General features: G+C 35.7%; 17 protein-coding genes. 16 read left to right on the top strand and 1 reads right to left on the bottom strand.

The annotated features are described in order from the left end of the window. Nucleotides 1-111: 111 nt before the first annotated feature. From HZR84_12220 to HZR84_12150, 15 genes are all read left to right on the top strand, one after another. On the top strand, nt 112-519 hold the full coding sequence (locus HZR84_12220) for a response regulator transcription factor (GenBank protein ID QNL22676.1): 408 nt from the start codon (nt 112-114) through the stop codon (nt 517-519). A 161-nt stretch (nt 520-680) separates the two neighbouring features. Beyond that, nucleotides 681-1,442 (top strand): sugar transferase, encoded by a 762-nt coding sequence (locus HZR84_12215; protein ID QNL22675.1) that lies wholly within the window; start codon nt 681-683, stop codon nt 1,440-1,442. Between the two features lies 1 nt (nt 1,443). Beyond that, nucleotides 1,444-2,583, top strand: coding sequence for an acyltransferase (locus HZR84_12210; protein ID QNL22674.1), 1,140 nt, complete (start codon nt 1,444-1,446; stop codon nt 2,581-2,583). A 4-nt stretch (nt 2,584-2,587) separates the two neighbouring features. After that, on the top strand, nt 2,588-3,301 hold the full coding sequence (locus tag HZR84_12205) for a TolC family protein (GenBank protein QNL22673.1): 714 nt from the start codon (nt 2,588-2,590) through the stop codon (nt 3,299-3,301). After that, nucleotides 3,298-5,493 (top strand): hypothetical protein, encoded by a 2,196-nt coding sequence (locus HZR84_12200; GenBank protein QNL22672.1) that lies wholly within the window; start codon nt 3,298-3,300, stop codon nt 5,491-5,493. The genes HZR84_12205 and HZR84_12200 overlap by 4 nt, the downstream gene beginning before the upstream one ends. Then, on the top strand, nt 5,493-6,632 hold the full coding sequence (locus HZR84_12195; protein QNL22671.1) for a glycosyltransferase: 1,140 nt from the start codon (nt 5,493-5,495) through the stop codon (nt 6,630-6,632). The genes HZR84_12200 and HZR84_12195 overlap by 1 nt, the downstream gene beginning before the upstream one ends. Before the next feature lie 143 nt (nt 6,633-6,775). Next, nucleotides 6,776-8,203 carry an O-antigen ligase family protein gene (locus HZR84_12190; protein ID QNL22670.1) on the top strand — a complete coding sequence of 476 codons (1,428 nt, stop codon included), beginning with the start codon at nt 6,776-6,778 and terminating at the stop codon, nt 8,201-8,203. Continuing rightward, a complete protein-coding gene (locus HZR84_12185) occupies nt 8,200-9,369 on the top strand; it encodes a glycosyltransferase family 2 protein (GenBank protein QNL22669.1) in 1,170 nt (389 codons plus the stop codon). Before HZR84_12190 ends, HZR84_12185 begins: the two co-directional genes overlap by 4 nt. 87 nt (nt 9,370-9,456) lie before the next feature. Then, nucleotides 9,457-10,608 (top strand): glycosyltransferase family 4 protein, encoded by a 1,152-nt coding sequence (locus HZR84_12180; GenBank protein QNL22668.1) that lies wholly within the window; start codon nt 9,457-9,459, stop codon nt 10,606-10,608. A 1-nt stretch (nt 10,609) separates the two neighbouring features. Then, nucleotides 10,610-11,866 (top strand): polysaccharide biosynthesis C-terminal domain-containing protein, encoded by a 1,257-nt coding sequence (locus tag HZR84_12175; GenBank protein ID QNL22667.1) that lies wholly within the window; start codon nt 10,610-10,612, stop codon nt 11,864-11,866. Continuing rightward, nucleotides 11,866-12,669, top strand: coding sequence for a class I SAM-dependent methyltransferase (locus tag HZR84_12170; protein QNL22666.1), 804 nt, complete (start codon nt 11,866-11,868; stop codon nt 12,667-12,669). The genes HZR84_12175 and HZR84_12170 overlap by 1 nt, the downstream gene beginning before the upstream one ends. Before the next feature lie 2 nt (nt 12,670-12,671). Further along, entirely contained in the window at nt 12,672-13,541 is an 870-nt protein-coding gene (locus HZR84_12165; GenBank protein ID QNL22665.1) for a glycosyltransferase family 2 protein, read from the top strand. 122 nt (nt 13,542-13,663) lie between these two features. Continuing rightward, nucleotides 13,664-14,851, top strand: coding sequence for a glycosyltransferase family 2 protein (locus HZR84_12160; protein QNL22664.1), 1,188 nt, complete (start codon nt 13,664-13,666; stop codon nt 14,849-14,851). Between the two features lie 80 nt (nt 14,852-14,931). After that, nucleotides 14,932-16,029 carry a hypothetical protein gene (locus tag HZR84_12155; GenBank protein ID QNL22663.1) on the top strand — a complete coding sequence of 366 codons (1,098 nt, stop codon included), beginning with the start codon at nt 14,932-14,934 and terminating at the stop codon, nt 16,027-16,029. 520 nt (nt 16,030-16,549) lie between these two features. Further along, nucleotides 16,550-17,158 carry a hypothetical protein gene (locus HZR84_12150; GenBank protein QNL22662.1) on the top strand — a complete coding sequence of 203 codons (609 nt, stop codon included), beginning with the start codon at nt 16,550-16,552 and terminating at the stop codon, nt 17,156-17,158. A 192-nt stretch (nt 17,159-17,350) separates the two neighbouring features. Here HZR84_12150 and HZR84_12145 read toward each other — a convergent pair whose 3' ends face one another. Continuing rightward, nucleotides 17,351-17,647, bottom strand: a complete 297-nt coding sequence (locus tag HZR84_12145; protein ID QNL23255.1) for a GIY-YIG nuclease family protein — start codon at nt 17,645-17,647, stop codon at nt 17,351-17,353. A 418-nt stretch (nt 17,648-18,065) separates the two neighbouring features. Between HZR84_12145 and HZR84_12140 the strand changes: the two genes are divergently transcribed. Then, complete coding sequence (locus HZR84_12140; protein QNL22661.1) at nt 18,066-18,482, top strand: hypothetical protein; 417 nt, start codon at nt 18,066-18,068, stop codon at nt 18,480-18,482. Nucleotides 18,483-18,609 lie beyond the last annotated feature (127 nt).

Genomic DNA, 18,609 nt, shown 5'->3' with positions numbered 1-18,609 from the left:
CTTTGTCTATGAAAATGCGCAACAAATCGAAGGATATTCACAACTCATCTAATTTTTCACTTTATTTTTTTTTGAGCAAATACATTCGCATTGTAATTAATCAAAAAACCCATGAAAAAGAACATCCTGATTGTAGAAAAGCATCCGATGATGCGACTATTTTTGCATAACTATTTAAGTAAATATTACAATGTCAAATCATTTAAAAGCTTCAAGAGTATTTTTGAAGAAGTAGAAATTGGTTTTTTTACCGATGCTATTGTGTCCCATTACTGCTCTGCGAATTCCGAAGAGTCAAGGTACCTTGAAGATATAAAATTTCACATTTTACTTAGAAACAGACCCGTTTTGATGTTTACGAATGAAGACAAAAGTGATCAGAGAATTCATGCATTGAGTCTTGGTGCAAAAGACAGCATCTCCAAACCATTCAACCCGGAAGAATTACAATTGAGAATAAGTAGATTAATTAATTCTGAAAATGTAGAATTGGTTAATTCAAAGTTACAAGTTTCATAAGAATTCAAAGTCAAGTATCACAATCAAAACACAAGCCCGAAATAGATTTCGGGCTTTTTTGTTTATCGATAATTCCATTACGTCCATCGGGAGAATCCTCCTGTCCATCGAAAATATTCTATGATCCAGGCACTTAGAAATAGCTTTGAAATAAAAAAAATATGCTCTCAATTAAAAAATCATTCATCTTAAAAAGAATATTCGACATCGCTGCGGCCTCTTTACTTCTCATATTACTAAGCCCGCTTCTTGTATTGGTAGCACTGGCAATAAAATTGGAATCAAAAGGACCAGTTTTTTACTATTCCTTAAGAGCCGGTAAGAACTACAAGGTTTTCAAGTTTTACAAATTTAGATCAATGATCACAGAAGCGGATCAAATGATCGAAAAATTGGCAGATCAAAACCAATACAAGAGCGAAGCAAAATCAACAATTAACTCAAAAATAATTACGCGATCTGGAATTGCATATTTTCAACCTAATAATTCGCTGATTCAGGATGGATTCATTATTGACAAAAATGATTATTATCTGCAAAAATACTCAGAAACAGAAAATGCCTTTGTAAAAATTAAAAATGATCCACGAATAACCAGGATCGGAAAATTCATCAGGAAAACCAGTATTGATGAATTACCACAGCTAATCAATGTAATTAAAGGTGATATGTCCTTAGTTGGAAACCGTCCTCTTCCATTGTATGAGGCAGAAAAGTTGACTTCAGATGAAGCCGTTGCACGCTTTATGGCACCAGCAGGTATAACAGGACTATGGCAGGTCACAGAAAAAGGAAAAGATAAAATGAATAAATGCAGACGAATACAATTGGATAATAATTACGCCCTGAATAATTCATTGTTCAAGGATTTGGGAATCCTCTTGAAAACATTTTCTGCCATGATCCAAAATGAAGGTGTCTAATATGAATGTAGCTAAGAAATTAACAGGACTACTTAAAAGAGAAACTTCAACAGGGAAATATATCCCATTGATTGATGGTATCAGATTTCTGGCCATAATGCTGGTTTTAATGCAGCATCTTAATGAGCGAATTATAAAATACAATTCGGATCTGAGTTTAAATAGCGGATTTGAAGAGCAGTTTTCATTTCTTTTAAGCAGAGGTTCTGTGGGGGTGTTTATTTTCTTTACCCTGAGCGGTTTTATAATATCCCTTCCATTTTTTAAAAACTCCAGGCAGGAAAATTTTAACTATAGGAAATACATTGTAAGACGCATCACAAGACTTGAACCAACTTATATTTTGTGGATGAGTTTTTTTATGATCGTCTTTTCAATTAAGTCGGGATGGGGGCAGGGCATTTTCGGTCATTTTTTCAGTAGTATCTTTTACATTCATAACATCGTATATACGGACCTTTCAATAATCAATCCTGTGTCCTGGTCACTGGAAGTTGAAATTCAGTATTACCTCATTGCCCCGTTTTTAGTTTTTGGTTATCTGTACGTAAGAGGAATTAAGCGTCGAAGATTTCTGATATTGATTTTGATAGGTATATTCATTTGTGTACAAAATATTTGTGCCTGGCAGCTAATACCTTTTAAGTTGAGCCTCCTTGGCCATTTACAACATTTTTTAACCGGTATTTTTATCGCAGACCTATACAGCAGGGGCAATTTCTTTGAACGAAAATCATATTTCTGGGACATTGTTTTTATTCCCTCTCTCCTCCTTATCCAATATACCTGGTCCGAGGAATTGATCCGCAGTCTTATAATGGAAACGGCCCTAATCTTCTTATTTATTTCAGTTTTTAAAGGGAAATGGTTCAGATTATTATTTTCAAACAAAATCACCACGATTATAGGGGGAATGTGCTATACCATATACCTCATTCACCTGCCCTTATTTGAAGGGTTTTATACGTTCATCTTCAGCATCCATAAATCTGAAAACTATTTTTTAAACCTTATACTTAGCGGAATTCCGGTTCTCCTCATTTTACTTTTAATCAGTATCCCTGCCTACTATTATTTAGAAAAACCATTTATGAAAAATCAATGGTGGATGTCAAGAACTATTCAAAAATCTCAATTATAAAATCATGAATGCAATTAAAATAATAATGTTTTTATATCTATTGATCCATGTTTCAATGGTTAAAGGACAATCCGAAATAAGTGCAGGAAACAAATTGAAACCCCTTGAACTTCTCCTTCAAATTGCTCAAGATAATTCCAATGCTTTTAAAGCCATGGAAGCACAGCAATTAAATATAAACCAGGAAATATCCGGGCTCAAAAAAAACTGGATGGAACATATATTCTTAACCGGAAATATAAATTACGGTACAGGGAATGTCCTTGACGAGGTCAATAACAGTGGAATCCAGGGATTAAACTATACCAATAGAAAAAACACATTTTATAATTTGGGTATAAATCTATATCTCCCTGTCAGTAAAATTGCTAACCGTAAGCATCAGATAAAAGCCAAAGAATTTCGAATTGAGGAGCTCGAACATTTGAAACAAGAAAGCCTCAGCTTTTTAAATTCAGAGATTATAAAACAATACAATAATCTGGAATATCACTTAAAAGAACTGAAGTTATTATCGGAGATAGTCCACACCTATGAAACCGATAAGTCTTTTGCTGAAAATGCTTTTCGCCAGGGAAATATCTCTATTGAAGTATACAAAAGCAGCATCGACACTTATTATTCAAGCAAAGTGAATTTTGAAAAAGCAAAAAGCCAGGCACAATTATGTGCGAGGTTATTAACTGAATTAGTTGGCCAACCAATCTTTGAAATATGAATTTACAAGAATTTATAAAAATGGTATTAAAGCATGTCAAAACCATAGTGTTAAGCGCCATGCTCCTGAGTACTTTTACATTCTGGTTTACAAATGGTCAGAAAAAGGAGTACGTTTCCCATACATTGCTCAACACAGGATTGGTTTCAGGATATAATATTGAAAGTGAACAGGGAAGTAGAGTGGACCATGCCTATACAAATAATGAGATTGAAAATCTGATTAATCTTGCCAGTTCCACGGAAACACTTATCGAACTCTCCCTAAGATTAATTGGAAAATCAATTATTGATCAGGAGATGGGCCGTCTGTTAGTGCTGGATGCAAACCGTGACGAATTGACAGAATTAATCGAAAGTTTTTCCATTCGGCAAGAGCTAAAAAAGGATTCAATTGAATTATACCATGAATTAAAAAGGCAATTTGAAAAAAATAAAGAAAGCATAGTATATGAAGTACTACATTCAAAACATCGCTTATTTGGCCTGGAATCGCTGGAAGAAATTTCAATAAGCAGGGAGGGCAATTCTGATATGATAAAAATGGAATACAAAACCATTGATCCCTACTTTTGTGAACAAACACTCAGCTTCCTTACAAGAATATTTCTAAGAAAGCATAAGGCCATAAAAGAGGGGCAAACTGAATCAGTATTGGCTTTCTTTGATCGGGCTACAAAGCAAACTGCAGCAAAACTTAAGGATGCTGAAAATGAACTTCTCAATTTCAGTGTTAAAAATCAAATCATCAATTATTATGAACAAACGCGCTTTATATCCGGCAACAAACAGGAATTGGATAAAAAATATCAGGAAGAAATAAAGATTTTAAATGCTGCAGATTCAGCAGTAGCCATTCTCGAAAAAAACCTTGATAATCAAAGTTTACTCGCCCTAATTCAGGAAGAATTATTTCAAAAAAGAAGAGAGCTTAGTTCAATTAGTTCCGAGCTCGCATTCATTGAACTATCCGAAACCAACAACAGTCAGGATGCGATTTGGAGAAAGTCTGAGTTGGAGAGAAAAAAAATTGGAATTGAGTCTGAGATCAACTCTACTGCTACTAATATTTTAGACATCAACACATCTAAAGAAGGATTGCATACAAAGGACATTCTTACAAAATGGTTGAATCAAAATATTACTAAGGTGGAGTCAAGGGCTAAAATTCAAGCCATGAAAGAGATGCGCAAAGAATATGGTCAGATTTATAAAAGGTTTGCTCCTCTCGGGTCCACATTAAAGCGACTGGAAAGAGAAATTGACGTCGCTGAAAGAGAATACCTGGAAAATCTACACAGTTATAATCAGGCTAGATTACATAAATACAATATGCTGATGTCAAGTAATCTCAAGGTCATAGACCCTCCTTTTTTTCCTGCTGTTCCTGAAAAATCAAAAAGGGTTTTAATGCTTGTGCTTTCTTTGGTTGCCGGTGCATTTATTCCATTATTCATAATTACTGCTTTGGAATTGACCGATTCTTCATTAAAAAACCCAAAAATTACTAAAGAAACCACGGGATTGAATGTTATTGGCGCCTTGCCTTTAATTGCAAAACGAAAAAATAAAAATATTCCATATTCAAGAATAGTCCATATGGCATTGAATCTGTTTTTTCAAAATGTTCATTCGCTTAAAAAAGCAAATCATCAACCTGTAAGAATAGCCTTCCTGAGCAATTACGAATCAGAAGGAAAATCTTTTCTTTTGAAAAAAATAAGCGAATACGCCAGTACGAATAATTTAAAATACCATGTAATACAGACTACAAATAGCAGAAGGCAGGGGGATTCTTCACAGATCCATAAGGAAGAAAAGGCCTACTCCAACCTTCAGGGATTACATGACCTGGATAAATACTATAATTTAAAAGCTCTTGAAGCTAATGATATCATTATATATGAAATTCCCGCTGTACTCCATCATTCTTTTCCAATTTCAATACTCAGGGAAACCGACTTGAACATTTTGGTCTGCAATGCTGCCAGAAAGTGGACCGAAGCTGATAAGCAGGCTTTGAAATTGATAAAAAGAAATAGCCGGCAAAGACCGCATATCATGCTAAATGGCCTGAAACCTGACCAAATGGAAACTGTCATTGGTGAAATCCCAAGAAATAGAAGCCAATTTCGCAAAATGGTAAAATCAATTTTAATCAATCAGTCACAAACTTCAATACAAATCTCATAATGAATAAAAGTCAAACCCTTGTCTGTCATAGTTTTCCATCTTGGGATTCGTCCTATAAAAAATCTACAGTTGAATTAATGAAATCATTGGCGATTGATTTCAACATTGTCTTTCTTGACTATCACTATACCTGGAAAGACCTATTAAGCAAACCAAACATTCCCAGGCTGCGAATTCTAGGTTTAAAATCGAGATTTCGTAAAGTACAATCCAAAAACGAATCCGAGATATTGGTATTCAATGCCCCTCCCATTTTTCCAATTTTTAAACCCATTAAGAAAACAATCGAGAGATATAATCAAAATGTATTGAGCAAAAGCATTAAAAAACTAAATGCCAGGCTCAAATTAGAAGATTGTATTTATATCAACGCCATGAATCCGAAATGGGCTGATTTAAGAAAGTACTTGTCTCCAAAAAAATCGATCTATTATAGTTATGATAATATTGAAGCCATGAAATGGGCAAAAGAAAAAAATGCTGAACATGAAAGCGTTTTTGCCTCTAAGGCTGATTTGGTTATCACTTCCTCTACTGCCCTAAAAAATAAGTTTTCAACACGTTCAAAAAGAGTGTTAACTGTTTTCAACGGTTTTGATAACACATTATTCAATTATGTTCCTACATACTCAGATAGCCGACTTGTCAGTTATCTGGGGAGTGTAGATGATCGAATAGATTTTGAGTTGTTGAGAGAGCTGCTAAAGTCGAACAAAAAATTAAAATTTCAATTTATAGGGCCCGTTAAATCAGAAAAGGCTCATCTGCTATCGGAGATGTATAGTAATTTTATTCTTTTGGGTCCAAAAAATCAAAAAGATGCCGCTGCACTAATTCAAAAATCAGCTGTTTGTATCATTCCTTTTAAAAATACAGAATTCACCAGGTATATATATCCCTTAAAAATTAATGAATATCTGGCCATGGCAAAACCGGTTGTCAGTACGGCTTTCTCCGAAGATATACTCTCATTTAAAAAAGTAATTGCCATTGCTCAGACTTCATCAGAGTATAACGAGGCAATAAAAGCCTCATTACAGTCAAATAAGAAACAGGACATCAATGCCAGAATTGAATTCAGCGCGGCCAATACCTGGCAAAACAGATCAGCTGAGTTTGCAAGGGCAATTGCAGAATAACAGTAATTTCAATTCTCAAGGCTAATAATTATCTCTAAAAAGTATTTTACCATTTATCGACAGTATGAATTCATTCGTCGATTTGATTCCATCGTTCATCTAATAATCTCAAATAAGCCCTATTGCGAATCTAGTTTTGCAATATGATAAACATTAGAATAAGTGAATCATTAAACACGGGTAAAGGCAAATTGCGTTTGTGGATCATTGTATTTCTGTGTTTATCTGTATTACTTGTTTCTTTCCTTGAATTGCAAGGAATTATATTTCTGATTTCGCTTCCACTGTTAATATTTATACCGGCAACCCTTATTAAAAAACCAAAGCAAGCCATTTGGTTCTCCTTTGTTATGGCATTTTTCATTTCAGGTTTTTCAAGGTACATAAGCATTCCCTGGGGCCTGAGTATTGATATAATACTTTTTCTTGCATGGATAGGGCTTGCCTTTCATAAGAATGTAAAATGGAAAAGACTGAACAATGACATATTTATTTTATCATTAATTTGGTTTGGTTACATATGCATTGAGTTTATAAATCCCAATGGCAATGGTGCCCTGGCCTGGTTTTATGCCATGAGAGGTATTGGTTTTTATCAGATTCTCTCATTTGGTATTGTATTCCTTTTTTTCGACGAGAAAAGAGATCTTGAGAAGTTCATTTATCTTCTCATCGCTTTATCTATCCTCGGAACTATCTGGGGATTCAAGCAACAGCTTGGATTTTTAGATTTTGCTGAAAATCATTGGCTTTTTGCAGAAAACCATCAGGATGAACATATTCTTCACGGAGTTTTAAGAGTATTCTCTTTTTACAGCGATGCTGGTCAATTCGGTGCGAATCAGGCCATGGTATCTCTGCTTTGTTCAGTGCTATTTCTCGGTCCACACAGCTTTTTCAAAAAATCAATTTTTCTTATCGCGGCCTTAGTCTGTTTCCTGGGTTTTGCAATATCAGGCACAAGAGGTGCATTGGCTATTCCCGCTTTTGGAGGACTCTTTTATCTTATTGCAAGTCGAAATTTCAAAGTACTGTTTAGCGGCATCATATTCTTTCTCTTAATATTCCTGATTCTTAAATACACGTTTATGTTCCAGGGGATTGAACAGGTTCGAAGAATGCGATCGGCGCTTGATCCAAATAACCCTTCCTTAATGGTACGGTTACAAAATCAGAAAGTATTTGGAGAATATCTTGCTGACAAACCATTTGGTGGAGGCATTGGAACGGCAGGTTATTGGGGTTTTAGATTTAATCCTGGCTCCTTGATGGCCAATACAGCTACAGACAGCTGGTACGTTAAAATTTGGGCAGAAACAGGAATAGTCGGAATTACATTTCACATCGCTACTCTAATGTATATCATGGCCATGGGATTCAAAGTTACCGGTAACATAAAAAGTCAGAATCTGAGATCTTATGCGCTGGCACTTTATGCGGCCATTGGAGGCGTCCTTTTTAGTTCATACGGAAATCAGGTCTTTGGTCAAATGCCCACCGGTATGATCATGAATTTAGCCATTCCATTCCTCTTTATTATTCACAAAATTGATCAAAAAGAAAATTCATGAATTATCTAATTTTTATACCAAGTCTTTACATCACTGTTAGCATCCTATACCAGTTTATACTTGGAATTGCTTCTCTTTTTGACTTCAGAAAGATCAATAGTCTTAATGGCAGACATGCTTTCAAAAAAATTTTGATTGTAGTTCCTGCCTATCGGGAAGATTCTGTGATCCTCAATTCTTGTCGCGAAAACTTTAAAGTTAATTACCCCAACCACCTTTACGATATCCTGGTTATTGCTGATCAAATGAAAAAAGAAACAAATCTCGCACTAAGGGAAATGGGGGTTATTGTATTTAAAGTAAGTTTTAAAAACAGCACAAAGGCCAAAGCCTTGAATGCAGTGAATGAATTTGTTAAAAGTTCAGATTATGAAGGTCAAATAATTCTGGATGCCGATAACATAATGTCGAAGAATTTTTTGAAACGATCCTCAAAATTACTTTGCGCTGGTTATGAAGCAGTTCAGGCTCTGAGACAAGCTAAAAAATTAAATTCTCCGGCTTCAGTTTTCGATGCTTTGGCCGAAATAGCCAATCATAAAATGTTATGCCAGGGTGCAAATGTCATTGGACTATCATCTAAATTATCAGGCTCAGGAATGCTACTGAGTAAAGTGAAATTTCTTGAAATTATTCCAAAACTATCGGCCATAGGAGGATTTGATAAGGAGATGGAATTATTAATGACAAAGATGAAAATCAAAATCTATTACGATGGCAATATACATGTCAAGGATGAGAAATGTCAGGATTTTAATCAAATGAGTCGACAGCGAGCAAGGTGGTTGGAATCTCAATATAGCTTTTTCAGAAAAAACTTTGTTTATGCCTGCAAAGCCTTAAACGAAGGGAATTTTGATTATTTCCATAAAGTTATTCAACTGGCACTTCCTCCAAGAACCCTAATTCCCATTGCTTCTCTCATTCTTGGATTGATCTCACTAATATGTGGTTTGGATACACTTGCCATTATTAATCTCACGGCATTCTTATTAAATCTCTTTACTTATATAATTCTGACGCCATTCAACTGGATTTTGAAACATGGGGCCAACCTGATTCTGGCGCTTCCTAAATTAATCCATAGTACAATCAAAAGTTTGAGTCTAATGCCTCAATCAAAAAAAGAATTTATTCACACTCAACATTTTCAAAATGATGTCTGAAGGAATGCCATGGCTTTTTATTCTGACAGTAGGATTACTGTTTTTAATTCTCGGCCTTATTCGCGGAAACAAACTGTATAAGAAGAAATGAATCAAAAAAAATTAAATGTACTCATGCTCTGCAAAAGTCTTCCCTGGAATTTTAAAGGTGGAATTCAAACACATACCTGGGATCTGAGTCGCGAACTTCAGGAAAGAGGTCACAATATAAGTATCCTTTGCGCAGGTTCACTTTTCAAGAGCCAAAGGTTCGTAAAAGAAGGAATTGAAATCATTGAGCTTCCGTATTTGCCGGGGAGATATATTTTCCCCTTTTCAAAATTAGCCGAAGAATTGCTCTTTAACTTATCACTAAAATTTTGGGTAAATAAAAATGCGCAGAAATATGACATAGTTCATATGCAGGGTCGAAGTGGATATTTATTGAATCAGGCTAGCGGCAAAACCAGATATGTTCAAACCATCCACGGCTTATTGAAAGATGAACTACAACATTCTGATAATGGTAAATGGGGCTCAAAATTATATAAACTCGTAAGTCTTCCTTTGGAACGTAGACAAATCGCTTTGGCTAACAAAGTACTGACGGTAAATGAGCAGCTCAAAAATTTCATATCTCAGGAAAAAATTAAACCCCCAAAACACATAAAGGTTATACCAAACGGAATAAAAATCGGAAGCCCTAATAAGGTGGCATCAAAGACTAAAAAACTGGTATTCGTAGGTCGATTAACAAAAATTAAAAATATAGAATTTCTTATAAGTTTGATGACAAGCCTGCCATGGGATATAACCTTATCTATTATTGGAGAAGGTCCCCTTAAAAAAAAGCTCGAGCAAGAAGTTCAACGCAGGTGTTTAAAGTTGAGAGTGAGCTTTCGTGGTGCCCTTTCCCGGAGGGAAATCGACAAGGAGTTAAATAATTCCATGGCTCTTATATTGCCATCATTTCATGAAACTCAGGGAATAGTTCTTATGGAAGCTGCTTCTAATTCTATTCCTTCCATCGCAAGTAATTTGCCCGCAACAAGAGAATGTGTAATTGATGGCGAAACAGGCTTTTTATGCAATGTGAATGACAGATCAGCCTTCCGCAGGGCCATTCTCAAATTATACAATGAGCCTTCTAAAATTAAAAGTATGGGCCGCATGGCAAGAAAACATGTAATGCAAAAGTACGATTGGTCTCAGCTAAGTGAAGAAACGGCTAAGGTTTACGCAGAAACATTAAAAAAATAATATGAAAGCAATTATTCACCATATTTCTTCAGGAAGCCTGGCTGTAGCAAATCATTTACTGCTATTCACTTCAAATTTCCTTATATATCTCATGCTTGTCCGTACGCTCGATCTCAATGCTTTGGGAGAATGGGCGCTATTCATTACCTGGGCAAGTATTATTGACCAGTTTCGTCAAGGTTTTATACATCATGATCTGATAAATCTCATTCATAAATACCCATTGCAGGAAGCTAAACTGATTAGCTCAGCATTTATTTTCAATTTAGGCATTATCGTTTTCCTGTCTATCCCTTTGATGTTTTTGAGTTTAATGAATATCATTCCTGAGCTTTTCTATTTCATAATTCTTTCAAGTCTTTCCTCAGGACTTATTCAGTTTATCAATTCCATTTTAATCGCGCATGAAAATCTCAGAATGCAATTTAAAATCAATTTATTATTTACTCTTTTGAGTGGAACAGCAACTTTCCTCCTTTTCTATTATGACATGCTCGATATCCAAATTTTACTTTGGGTCCAGTTATGCTCCTCCCTAACAGTTTTGTTATATTACTTGCTGAGTACCAAAATTTCTTATTGCAGACCTCATTATTACCTGATTTTAAAACTTTTTAAGTTTGGTAAATATGCCGGATCAGGCAATTTGCTTTCCCTTTTATTTCATAAATCTGATATCCTAATTCTAAGTTTATTTGTAAACAAGGAAGCCATTGCACTCTATCACTTTGCATCTAAGGTGATCAATTACATTGAAATCCCCTTGAATGGATTATCGCAGTTTTTATTCCCAAAACTCTCAAAATACTATCTGCAATTCAGGCAATTGCTGTTTGATCCTATTTATTTTAAGTCAATAGCCATAATGATAATCAGTCTTATACCCGGACTGCTAATAATTGTGATATCACCTGAAATTATATTAAAGATATTTTCTTCTGAAGACCTGAAAAATGCATTCTCACTTATATACATTTTGATGATTGCAACAGTAATCAAGCCATTTGGAAGAGTGCTTGGGCTGTCAATTGACGCTATCAATCAACCGCAATTAAATACTCAAATTTTAGCGTTTAGCCTTGTTTCTAACCTGGTGCTCAATTTTTTATTAATTCCACAATTAGGCATTGAAGGAGCGGCTATAGCTACACTTACAGCTATCCTTTTCACAATATTAAGTGGTCATTTCATCGTATATAAAAAATACATGTCACATAGTTTTTCAATTAATTTTTCAAATTTTTTAAAAAAATCATAATGAAGTTTCAATTCGGGAAAGAACAAATTTTCACCAGCAATAGAATGAGCAAATATCCTTTTATTGCAAAAATCATCTCCAGGTTTTTTGGGTATACAAATATTGGTAATTATGCTCGATTTAAGGTATTTAAAGACATTTATCCAAGTTTCAAATTGAATAATAATTCAAAAATTCTGGATCTTGGCTGTGGTTACGGCGAATACAGTTTTGCCTTGTCCAGAAAGTTACCAAATGCTGAGATACATGCTTTGGATATTGATAATAACAGAATAAGTTGTTTGAACCAGGCTTTGGAAAAAGCAGGTAATAAAAACATAAAGCCATACGCCAATCGCATCGAAAAATTATATCAGAGCAATTATGATTTTATTTTCTCAATCGACGTATTTGAACATATTCTGCCTGAGGAGATGCCCTTTGAAGAAGTTAAAAGAAAACTAAAGCCCGGAGGTTTATTTCTTGTAAAAATTCCCAATTTGAAACAAAGAACCATTCTACCTCAAAAATATTTTGAAGAACATCAGGAATGGTTAAGAGATGAACATATAGGCCAGGTGTACGATCTGGAATCACTAAAAAATAGAGTTTCTGCCGAGGGTTTTGAAATTGTCAGTGCTAAATCCACGGATGGCTTGTGTTCACGATTGGCCTGGGAAATCACATATATAGCCAAAAAAATCGGTTCGATCTGTCATTTATTCATTTTGCCACTGAGCAAATTATTAATTCATTTTGATAGGATTCTGGATAATACCAAATCGGGGAATGCCATTCACATTATTGCTCAAAAACCCCTATAAATATGAATGCTAAGGTCAGTATTATCACTGTTAATTACCGACAGACAGAAGTCAGCTGTGAATTGCTTCGAAGCATAAAGGCTTTGAGTTATAAAAATGTAGAAACTATTCTTGTAGATAATGGGAGAATACTTAATTCCGATCAGAAATTTTTAAACATTATTCCAGACCTTAAAATTTTTCATTCTGAAAAAAATCTTGGCTTTGCCGGCGCTAACAATCTTGCGATAAAAGCATCTGAGGGTGACTATATTTTGCTCTTGAATAATGATACTGAAGTGCCCTCAAATCTCATCGAAAAGCTTTTAAAACACTTTGATGAAAAAATTGCCGCAATCAGCCCTATTATTCGATATTATAAAAATCCTGTATCAATCCAATATGCCGGATTTTCCAAAATCAATTCCATCACAGGTAGAAATCGAATGGAGGTTACATTCAATACCAATTTGAGCTCAAGTGAAACAAATTATTTTCATGGAGCTGCTGTGATGTTAAGCAAAGCGGCCATTCAAAAAGCGGGTTTGATGCCTGAAGAGTATTTTTTATACTATGAAGAACTGGCCTGGTCAGAGAAGTTCAAAAAAAGAGGTTTCAAAATTAAGGTCGCTCATGATGTTTACATTCTACACAAAGAATCTATGAGCACGGGGAAAGGCAGTCCTTTGAAAAGATACTATCAGAACAGAAACCGATTGAAATTCTTAATGAAACACAGCAGTATTCTGAAATTTTCTTTTTTCATGATGTTTTACATTTTGATTTCCTTTCCAAGGCAATTTTTAAGTCAAAATATTTCGCATAAAAAAGCGATTTTATGGGCAGTCAAAGACTTCTTTATGGGCACTTTTTCATTCAAGGTAAATACATAACAACACATGCGATCCCTGAAAATATTTTCGTCGATAATTAAGTGTATCTCAACCCGTTCAACCTGTCGATTATCGAATAATGCATTTTTAAGAGGGGATTGACCATAGTTTTGAAATAAAAAATGCAAATAACATTCTATATTCTATTAGCCATCATAGCTTATACTTATATCGGATACGGACTTGTGCTAATACTGCTGAATAGCTTTAAAAAGAACAAATCTCCAAAGCCGGAAAATAATCCATTAGAGGTAACACTATTAATTGCAGCGTATAATGAATCAAGGATTCTTACTCAAAAAATTAAGAATTCGCTTTCGCTGGACTATCCGAAAAGTAAATTAAAAATTGCCATTGTCACCGACGGTTCTACCGATTCCAGCAGGAAAATTATTGAACAGTACCCTTATATAATTCATTACCATAAAGACGAGCGGAGAGGTAAAATAAATGCAATAAATAGAATTATGCCTAAAATCAAAAGTCAAATTACTGTCTTTTCAGATGCTAATGTAATGCTCAATAAAAACGCCATTTTCGAATTGATTAAGCATTTTTCAAATGAAAATACAGCAGTTGTTTCCGGAGAGAAAGTGATACTTAAAGACAAGAATGCTACTGCCAGTTCTTCAGGTGAAGGTTTTTACTGGAAATACGAATCATTTCTAAAAAAGATGGATGCAAAACTAAATACCCTTGTTGGTTCCGCAGGTGAATTATTTGCCATCCGGACGCAATTGTATTCCGAAGTAAAAGAAGACACAATTATCGAAGATTTTTTTATGACTATGAGTCTGGCATCCAGGGGTTTCAAAGTAGAATATGAACCAAAAGCCATTGCAACTGAAACAGGTTCATTAAATATGAAAGAAGAGGAGAAAAGAAAGGTTCGGATTTCTGCTGGTGGAATACAGGCGATAACCCGGCTCATTTCACTACTTAAATTTTGGAAACACCCACTATTAACATTTCAATATTTATCTCATCGTGTTTTCCGATGGACGCTCACACCGCTGGCACTATTCTTAATTGTTCCTATCAATGCCTTACTACTATCTCAGGGACTGATTTTTATTTTAGTATTTACTGCTCAAATCTTGTTTTATCTTTTAGCGTTCTTTGGTTATTTGCTCAGAAACAAATCAATAAAATATAAAGTCATTCATATCCCATATTATTTTTTGTTTATGAATACTTGCGTAATAAAAGGCTGGATTCGTTTTTTTAAAAATTCTCAAAATGTCACATGGGAAAAATCCGAGAGAATCATGACATCGAAATTTGTTTTTGCCACTGAATCAAATAATTAATGATCGAGTAATAAGAATTAAGCCTAATTTTGAGGTTACAGGTCTCTTAATTAACTTAAATCGTTCTAACTTGAATTAAAATGTTGAAAACGTCCGGTCTTCAAATACTTTTCGTTTTATTTTCATTTTCCGTACTAGCCAAAAATGATTCGATTCCACTCCCTGCTCCTGGAGGTGAATTTCCGATTGGCACCATGAGTTTTTTCTGGACCGACGGCAATCGAGAAATGTCATATTCTTCACATAAAGGAGATAATAGAACCATCACCGTGCAATTATGGTATCCGGCGGAAAAGGATTCACTTGCCCAAAAAGCCTTGTATGCAGGCAATAATAGCCAATACGAAATGGTGAATACCCATTCGAAATTGTACGCCCCTTTTAACAAATCAATAACTTCCGCACCGCTTATCTTAATCATTCCCGGAAGAGGCATGGAACGATTTGCTTATACCGGCCTTATTGAAGAATTAGCCAGTCACGGCTTTGTAGTGGCTTCCATTGATATGCCCGAATTGGGTTATATGCTGCTTCCCGATGGAAAAGAGATAAAAACATCCGAACGCTTTGCCCCACCCGAAGGCCTTATGGCCGGCCCCTACGAAAAAGTGGATGAATTCTATGAGAATGCCGTAAAGCTGGGTATGGCCGATATAGAATTTGTACTCAATAAAATAGAGAAGCTAAATGCAAATGACCCGGCGGGCCGATTTACTTCAAAAATAAATCTGCAAAGCATTGGTGTATTCGGCCATTCACTGGGAGGCAGAATTGCAGGTCAGCTGGCTGCCAGTAATAAAAAAGTTAAAGCTTATACTGCCATGGAAGGAATCCCTCCAAGAGATGTGCGGTTTGAAGGCAAAATAAGTATTCCCTCACTGATGCTTTGCAGTTCAGGTACCTGGTATTATGCAGAAAAAAATTATCGCGATTTCATCGACAATCGAAAAGCAACAGTACACATGATTGAACTGGTTGATTTCGGTCATAATTCGCTTACCGACGGGCCGATATTATTTCCACGTGCCTATAAATATGCCGTTGATCCCTTTCGGGCTTTGGAGATTTCCAGAAAATTGCTGGTCGATTTCTTTAATCAGGAATTAAATCAAAAAGGGAGTTTTGGCAAAGACCTGGGTTCTTTTTTGAAGGTGAGGTATAATAAATATGATCCCTGACGAGCCTCGGGTTGTCAGTATAAAGTACATGACGATCACCTACGCTTAAGCTTCGGTGATTACACATGACGAGCCTATGGCTGTCAGTGTAAAGCACATGATGACAGACTTCGTTAAAACTTCGTCTGTTTAAAAATGAAAATCAATCAATTGAAACTCCAAATAAAAGATAAGTCCCCGTAGAAGCGAAGCTCATTACGGGGCCGTCATTGCAATGTATGACAATCAGCCACTTTAAATAACAAACTAAGAAATCTGTTCCAATAAAAAACTATCCCCGGATCCCGATAGCTATCGGGAAATCCGGGGTCTCCCGAAATTTTAGAGCGATCAAATGATGAATGGTTCTTCAATAACTGATTTTAATTAAACAACTCATGCAGCCAAGCTTCCGATGCTTTGTAAAAGCTATCAGTTTCATTAATTAAATATTAATAAACGATATTCTCCTCTTAGTCAATTGGCATTTCCTGTCAAATTCCACATCTTTAAAGCCATGTTCAGGACGAGTAAAGTCTCAGTGTTAATATTAGCCTTCCTATTCTCCTGTGCCAGTGAAGATATTCTGCGCACATGGATGACCTCCTATGACTACGAAAAGTCATTTGACAATATTCTGATCATGGGGCTGATTAACAATGTGAATCTGAGATCTTCAATTGAAAATGAATTTGTCTATGCCGCCCGACTCGAAAGAATTTCGACCGGAAACGGCATGTCGCTTTTCCCGCCCGAGCTCGGAAAACCCTTCGAAGATGTAGAAAATGCCAAAACCAGAATGCGAGGCAAAGGCTATGATGGCGTATTGACTGTAACTCTTGTGAATATCAATGAGACAAGGTACATCGAACCCGAGGTGGTATATGAGCCTTTTCTGTTTTATGAACGCTTCGGCAATTATTATAGAAACACCTATCAGATGGTGTACAGACCGGGGTATTTTTCTGTCAATTCAAAATATTTTCTGGAAGTCAATTTCTATGAACTCAAAAAAGGGCAATTGGTATGGACCGGCCGATCGAGGGATTTCGACTATTCAGAATTTGATGAATTTCTTCCTGAATTTTCAAAGCTGCTTTTCAAAAATCTCATTAAGTCGGAAGTGCTGAAGAATGATCAACTTCGTTGATATAACAATATGACAGACTTCGTTAAAACTTCGTCTGTTAAAAAAGGACAATCAATCAATTGAAACTCCCAATAAAAGACCAGTCCCCGCCTGGCTTCGCTTATTAGCATAATCTTCGGCAGACAAGGGTTTCCCGAAATATTAGATCGAGAACTTTATCATAGCTCGAAGAGTCCTACTAGCGGATCGTCATTACAAAGTATTGTAGAGATCTTCCCAATTCGGATTTATAGAATTAATTAGATTTAATTTCCATTCCCTTTTATATCTCTTTATCAACCATTCTCGATGTTTTGCCTGATCAGCATCATCAAATTCTTCAAAATAAACAAGCTTAGATATTTTATATTTTGCAGTAAAGCTGTTCTCGTATATAAAATTTTTGTGTTCATATATTCTTCTGTGCAAATCATTTGTAAAACCGGTGTAAAGCACTCTATGGTTTTTTGTGGTTAGTATATAGACATAAAATTTGTTTAATAGAGGCATCATCAAGCCAAGGAAAGGAACTTCTAAGGAAGTTAGTGTCGCAATTGATTCGACGGCCCCGCAATTCCTGCGGGGACCTTATTTTAATGTGGGAGACATAATTCTAATTTGAAAAACTTTAATTCACACAGCCCAAAACAAAAGACCGGTCCCCGCAGGATCCCGTGCTTGTCACGGGGGACTTGCGGGGCCGTCGATGAAATTTTTGACAATCTGTTCCAAATGAATTTTTATTATGAGGCCGTCAATGCAATGAGTGACAATCAGCCTCATTAAATAACAAAAAAAGAAATCCCGCCTCCCCTACGCTTATTAGCATAATCTTCGGCAGGCAAGAATCTCATAATTCCCAAAATAGAATCAAATATTATAAATATTGCTTAAATTGTATATGTAAAAAACTAAACCCCAATACATTATGACAATTAAAAGCAGAATTTTAGCGACACTTGTTGGCTTTGTGGTATTGTTTCTACTGGGCTGGCTATTTTACGGCGCATTGCTCATGGATTTTTATGTTAGCAATTCGGGATCGGCAACAGGCCTCAACAGGGCGGAAGATGAAATGGTCTGGTGGGCATTAATACTCGGAAATGTATTTCAGGCCTATTTGCTGGTTTATATTTTCGGTACCTGGGCGCAGATCAAAACCTTTATGGGCGGCTTACAAGGCGGCGCCATTATCGGGCTTATACTGGGTTTTGGGCTCAACCTCAGCTGGTACGGCACCAGCAATGCCATGAACCTTACTGCTACCCTTGTGGATCCATTTGTAACGGCCATTATGCTGGGTATCACTGGCGGCGCTATAGGCTGGATGCTGGGAAGGGAATAAAACATTTTGTAAATCCTAATTTCAAAGGAAGCAGCTTAAATGAAGCTTCCTTTTTTTGTGATTGAATTAATTATATGATTTTGAATTGGCAGCGTTACTAAGTTTCTTAAAAATTGAAACAAGCTGG

Origin of the sequence: Hyphobacterium sp. CCMP332 (assembly GCA_014323545.1) — a bacterium.
GTDB lineage: Bacteria > Bacteroidota > Bacteroidia > Cytophagales > CCMP332 > CCMP332.
This window is presented reverse-complemented; position numbering and strand designations above follow the sequence as displayed.

Coding starts and splice junctions, on each gene's coding strand:
- HZR84_12220 (QNL22676.1), top strand. CDS start 112: ATGAAAAAGAACATCCTGATTGTAGAAAAGCATCCGATGATGCGACTA.
- HZR84_12215 (QNL22675.1), top strand. CDS start 681: ATGCTCTCAATTAAAAAATCATTCATCTTAAAAAGAATATTCGACATC.
- HZR84_12210 (QNL22674.1), top strand. CDS start 1,444: ATGAATGTAGCTAAGAAATTAACAGGACTACTTAAAAGAGAAACTTCA.
- HZR84_12205 (QNL22673.1), top strand. CDS start 2,588: ATGAATGCAATTAAAATAATAATGTTTTTATATCTATTGATCCATGTT.
- HZR84_12200 (QNL22672.1), top strand. CDS start 3,298: ATGAATTTACAAGAATTTATAAAAATGGTATTAAAGCATGTCAAAACC.
- HZR84_12195 (QNL22671.1), top strand. CDS start 5,493: ATGAATAAAAGTCAAACCCTTGTCTGTCATAGTTTTCCATCTTGGGAT.
- HZR84_12190 (QNL22670.1), top strand. CDS start 6,776: ATGATAAACATTAGAATAAGTGAATCATTAAACACGGGTAAAGGCAAA.
- HZR84_12185 (QNL22669.1), top strand. CDS start 8,200: ATGAATTATCTAATTTTTATACCAAGTCTTTACATCACTGTTAGCATC.
- HZR84_12180 (QNL22668.1), top strand. CDS start 9,457: ATGAATCAAAAAAAATTAAATGTACTCATGCTCTGCAAAAGTCTTCCC.
- HZR84_12175 (QNL22667.1), top strand. CDS start 10,610: ATGAAAGCAATTATTCACCATATTTCTTCAGGAAGCCTGGCTGTAGCA.
- HZR84_12170 (QNL22666.1), top strand. CDS start 11,866: ATGAAGTTTCAATTCGGGAAAGAACAAATTTTCACCAGCAATAGAATG.
- HZR84_12165 (QNL22665.1), top strand. CDS start 12,672: ATGAATGCTAAGGTCAGTATTATCACTGTTAATTACCGACAGACAGAA.
- HZR84_12160 (QNL22664.1), top strand. CDS start 13,664: ATGCAAATAACATTCTATATTCTATTAGCCATCATAGCTTATACTTAT.
- HZR84_12155 (QNL22663.1), top strand. CDS start 14,932: ATGTTGAAAACGTCCGGTCTTCAAATACTTTTCGTTTTATTTTCATTT.
- HZR84_12145 (QNL23255.1), bottom strand. CDS start 17,647: ATGCCTCTATTAAACAAATTTTATGTCTATATACTAACCACAAAAAAC.
- HZR84_12140 (QNL22661.1), top strand. CDS start 18,066: ATGACAATTAAAAGCAGAATTTTAGCGACACTTGTTGGCTTTGTGGTA.